1 rRNA gene is annotated in these 402 nt (G+C 49.5%); it reads right to left on the reverse strand.

What is annotated here, in order from left to right:
* Positions 1 to 232 precede the first annotated feature (232 nt).
* Positions 233 to 349 (reverse strand): 5S ribosomal RNA (gene rrf / locus AC1DPK_RS34330).
* Between the last annotated feature and the right edge of the window lie 53 nt (positions 350 to 402).

Below are 402 nucleotides of genomic sequence, written 5' to 3' on the forward strand. Positions count from 1 at the left end.
GGGCGGTATCGTTGTTCGCCACGTCCTTCTTCGGCTCCTGGTGCCTAGGCATCCTCCGTGCGCTCTTACTAGCTTAACCAAATGCTCAGGTGATCGCTCACCTTCGCTTACGTAAAAACAGCTTTAAAGGATGTTTCAGCAATTCTTTTTCTTTCGTTATCCAGTTTTCAAGGTGCAARRTAAATCACAGCGGAGCCTTAYGGCTGCTGCATAGGTGTAAAAYATAACACCTGCTTGGCGACGTCCTACTCTCCCAAGACCCTGCGGTCTAAGTACCATCGGCGCTGAAGGGCTTAACGGTCGTGTTCGGTATGGGAACGCGTGGTTCACCTCCGCCATCGCCACCAAACGAATGACTAGACATACTGAAAGAAAGCGTACTACAATTCCACGAAATCAGAT

This window comes from Paenibacillus sp. 01T424, assembly GCF_056398745.1.